Below are 3,837 nucleotides of genomic sequence, written 5' to 3'. Positions count from 1 at the left end.
CATTGCCACCGCCGGGCTTCCCCGGGCGATCCAGGGGCCACCCAGAAGCGGCATCGACATCTCTGGATGCCCGGGTCGGGCCCGGGCATGACAGTTGATAAATAGGACCTTTCACTTCGAGGTCCCTCAGTCGCGCGATCGAGGTTGCTTCGCCGCGTCCGGGCGGCGAAACTCGCGCCATGCTGGAAGACTGGTCGAAGGTCGATGCGCCGCCGGTGACGAACCGGGAGGATGCCGCCTTCATTCTCAAATTCGAATCCTATGAAGGGCCGATCGATCTGCTGCTCGAACAGGCGCGCGAGCAGAAGGTCGACCTGACCCAGATCTCGATCCTGGCGCTGGCCGACCAGTACCTCGCCTTCGTCGAGCAGGCGCGGCGCCTGTCGCTGGAGCTGGCGGCGCACTACCTGGTGATGGCGGCCTGGCTGGCCTATCTCAAGTCGCGCCTGCTGCTGCCCGCCCCGCCGGGCGACGACGAGCCGAGCGGCGCCGAGCTGGCCGAGGCCCTGGCCTTCCAGCTGCGCCGGCTGAACGCGATGCGCGAGGTCGGGCAGGCGCTGATGGCGCGGCCGCAACTCGGCCACGACCTGTTCGCCCGCGGCGCCGCGGAGGAGGATGAGGCGACCCCGACCTCGGTCTGGGCGGTGTCGCTCTACGACCTGCTCAAGGCCTATGCCGAGCATTACCGAGCCAAGGCGGCGGCCGAGGGCGGCCTGCGCATCGAGGCCTCGGTGCTGTTCTCGCCGGAGCAGGCTCTGGAGCGGCTCGAAGCCATGCTCGGCCGGTTCCCGAGCTGGACCACGCTGGCCGCCTTCCTGCCGCCGATGACCGGCAGCCCGCTGGTGCGGCGCTCGGCGCTCGCCTCCACCTTCGTTGCCACGCTCGAGCTGGCCAAGGCCGGCCGGATCGCCCTCCGCCAGGACGGGCCGTTCGGCCCGATCTGGCTCAAGGCCCAGACCCCCCAAGCCACTGAAGAATGACCGAGCCCACCCAAGCCCTCCGCCTGGTCGAAGCCATGCTGTTCGCCTCGCCGGCACCCCTGACCGAGGCGGCCATCGCCGAGCGCCTGCCGGACGGTGCCGACGTGCCGGAGCTGATCGACACGCTGGTCGAGCAGTATCGCGGCCGCGGCGTCGCCCTGATGCCGGTCGCCGGCGGCTGGGCCTTCCGCACCGCGCTCGACCTGGCGCCGCTGCTGCGCGATGCCGGCCATGTGGTGCGGCGGATGACGCGGGCGGCCTTGGAGACGCTGGCGATCATCGCCTACCACCAGCCGGTGACCCGGCCGGAGATCGAGGCGGTGCGCGGCGTCGCCGTGGCCAAGGGCACGCTCGACACCCTGCTGGAGGCCGGCTGGATCGCGCCCGGCCGGCGCCGGCAGCAGCCCGGGCGGCCGCTGACCTGGATCACCACCCAGGGCTTCCTCGACCATTTCAGCCTCGCCGGGCTCGAGGACCTGCCGAGCGTCGACGAGCTCAAGGCCTCCGGCCTGCTCGACACCCGCCCGGCCATGGCCGTCCTGCCCGGCGGCACCCTGTCCGGCGACGACGGGCCGGAGCCGCCGGAGGAGGACGAGAGGGAGTAGCGGAACGGGCCGCGCCGGGTCGTTTTCGCCGCCGCCGGAGGCCAGGATTTCCGCGCCATTTCGCCCCGTCCGCCGGCATTGCGGTGGCGGGGGGTTTCTGCGATGATCCCGCCCGCCTTGGGGCTGGAGGAAAAGTTTATGGGTGGTTTGAGTATTTGGCACTGGTTGATCGTTCTGGTGGTCGTGCTCCTGATCTTCGGGAACAGGCTGCCGCGGGCGATGGGCGACCTGGCCAAAGGGATCAAGAACTTCAAGTCCGGGCTGTCGGACGATCCCAAGAGCGAAGGGTCGGATGATCGCCCGGCCGTGCCGCCGCCCGCGGGCACCGAAGCCGGCAGTCCGAACCGGACGACCGTCGACCGCCAATAGTCCCTTCGGGGAACCGGAACCGCGCCCCGTCCTCGGCGGCGGGGCGTGATGGACGAATGTGATGTTCGGTTTCGACTGGTCGGAGTTGATGATCATCGTGGTCGTGGCACTCATCGTGCTCGGCCCGAAGGATCTGCCGCGTGCCCTCTATCAGCTGGGCAAATGGACGCGGCACGCCCGCCGCATCACCGGCGAGTTTCAGCGCCATGTCGACGACATCGTGCGCCAGGCCGAGCTGGAAGAGGTGCGCAAGACCGTCCAGGACGCAGCCAAGACGCTCGACGTCCGCGGCCAGGTGACCGAGCACGTCAACACCGTCCTGGACCCGGTCAAGGACATCAAGCAGGCCTTCGACAAGGCGGCGCCCGGCGCCACGCCGCTGGCCGAGCCCGACAAGGCCGCGACCAATGGTCAGGCGGCTCCCGGGCCGCAGCCGGTCGAGGGGCCGCAGCCGGCGGCGCCTGCCGTCGTCGCCGCCGAACCCGCGCCGGCCGTCGTTCCCGCGGCGCCGGCGACAGCCCCCGCGGCCGCTCCGGCCACCACCCCGACCGACCGCGCGAGCTGATCCATGGCGCCCTCCGACAAGGAGATCGACGACAAGCAGATGCCGCTGATGGAGCATCTGCTGGAGCTGCGCACGCGGCTGATCTATTCCGTGGTCGCGATCCTGGTCGGGTTCTTCATCTGCTACCACTTCGCCGAGACGATCTACCTGTTCCTGACCCAGCCGCTGGCGGATGCGCTGCCGCCGGGCCAGCCCAAGTCGATGATCTACACGGCGCTGACCGAGGTGTTCTTCACCTACATCAAGATCGGCTTCTGGGGCGGCTTCTGCCTGGCCTTCCCGGTGGTGGCGAGCCAGCTGTGGATGTTCGTCGCGCCCGGCCTGTACAAGAACGAGCGCAACGCCTTCCTGCCGTTCCTGGCGCTCAGCCCGGTGATGTTCATCGCCGGCGGGCTGTTCGTGTACTACTTCGTGTTCCCGCTGGCCTGGAAGTTCTTCCTGTCCTTCCAGGTCATGGGGCCCGATGTCGGCAGCGGCCTCGAGATCAGGCTCGATGCCAAGGTGTCGGACTATCTCGACCTGGTGATGCGCCTGCTGCTGGCCTTCGGCATCGCCTTCCAGCTGCCGGTGCTGCTGACCCTGCTGGTCCGCGTCGGCATCCTCAGCGTCGCCACGCTGAAGAGCAAGCGCCGCTATGCCATCGTCATCGTCTTCGTCGTCGCCGCCGTGCTTACCCCGCCGGACGCGATCAGCCAGGTGGCGCTCGCCGTGCCGATGCTGCTGCTCTACGAGATCGCGATCCTGATCGGCGGCATGATCGAGCGCGAGCGCGCCAAGCGCGACGCGGAGGCCGAGGCGGAAGACGCCCGCGACGACGGCGGGACCGCGGCCTAGCCCGGCCTAGCGGGCGGCGAACTCCGCGACCAGCGGGCCATAGGCCTCCATCGGCGGAGTGGTCTCATAGCTGTGCACGGCCGGCGTGGCCGCCCAGGCCAGCTTCTCGCCGGTAAAGGTCTCGATGAACGGCACCGACCAGGCCGGGTCGTCCAGCATGGTCGACCGGATGTTGACGAAATGGTCCAGCCCCTCCGGCCGGGTGAACAGCCAGCTCAGGCAATGCGGGCAGAAATAGTGCCGCGACGGGCCGTGCAGCCCGCCGATCACCGGCTCGCCCTGGATCACGGCGAAGCCCTCGCTCGGGATCGCCGCGGACAGGGAGAAGGCGCTGCCGGTCATCCGCTGGCAGCCGGTGCAGTGGCAGGCCATGGTCAGCAGCGGCGCGGCGGTGATGCGGAAGCGCACCTGTCCACAGCGGCAGCGTCCCTCTTGCGGCAGGGTCAGATCGGTCATGGCGTCCTCCTGATGGTTGCCTTGTTCT

General features: G+C 69.5%; 6 protein-coding genes. 5 read left to right on the top strand and 1 reads right to left on the bottom strand.

The genetic code is table 11. The features are described from left to right. Positions 1-179: 179 nt before the first annotated feature. From AAHM41_RS39485 to tatC, 5 genes are all read left to right on the top strand, one after another. On the top strand, positions 180-980 hold the full coding sequence (locus tag AAHM41_RS39485; RefSeq protein WP_342242118.1) for a segregation and condensation protein A: 801 nt from the start codon (positions 180-182) through the stop codon (positions 978-980). Further along, positions 977-1,585, top strand: a complete 609-nt coding sequence (gene scpB / locus AAHM41_RS39480) for an SMC-Scp complex subunit ScpB (RefSeq protein ID WP_342242117.1) — start codon at positions 977-979, stop codon at positions 1,583-1,585. Before AAHM41_RS39485 ends, scpB begins: the two co-directional genes overlap by 4 nt. Positions 1,586-1,687: 102 nt before the next feature. Further along, on the top strand, positions 1,688-1,954 hold the full coding sequence (gene tatA / locus AAHM41_RS39475) for a twin-arginine translocase TatA/TatE family subunit (RefSeq protein WP_446719523.1): 267 nt from the start codon (positions 1,688-1,690) through the stop codon (positions 1,952-1,954). A gap of 61 nt (positions 1,955-2,015) precedes the next feature. After that, positions 2,016-2,519 carry a Sec-independent protein translocase protein TatB gene (gene tatB, locus AAHM41_RS39470; RefSeq protein WP_342242116.1) on the top strand — a complete coding sequence of 168 codons (504 nt, stop codon included), beginning with the start codon at positions 2,016-2,018 and terminating at the stop codon, positions 2,517-2,519. A 3-nt stretch (positions 2,520-2,522) separates the two neighbouring features. Beyond that, positions 2,523-3,353 carry a twin-arginine translocase subunit TatC gene (gene tatC / locus AAHM41_RS39465; protein ID WP_342242115.1) on the top strand — a complete coding sequence of 277 codons (831 nt, stop codon included), beginning with the start codon at positions 2,523-2,525 and terminating at the stop codon, positions 3,351-3,353. Positions 3,354-3,359: 6 nt separating this feature from the next. Here the strand turns inward: tatC and AAHM41_RS39460 are convergent. Then, positions 3,360-3,837: GFA family protein (locus AAHM41_RS39460; RefSeq protein WP_342242114.1), on the bottom strand; the 478-nt coding region annotated here is incomplete at its 5' end.

It is taken from the genome of Inquilinus sp. OTU3971, assembly GCF_038440215.1.
Note: the sequence above shows the minus strand (reverse complement) of the source record. Positions and strands in the feature narration are given on the sequence as shown.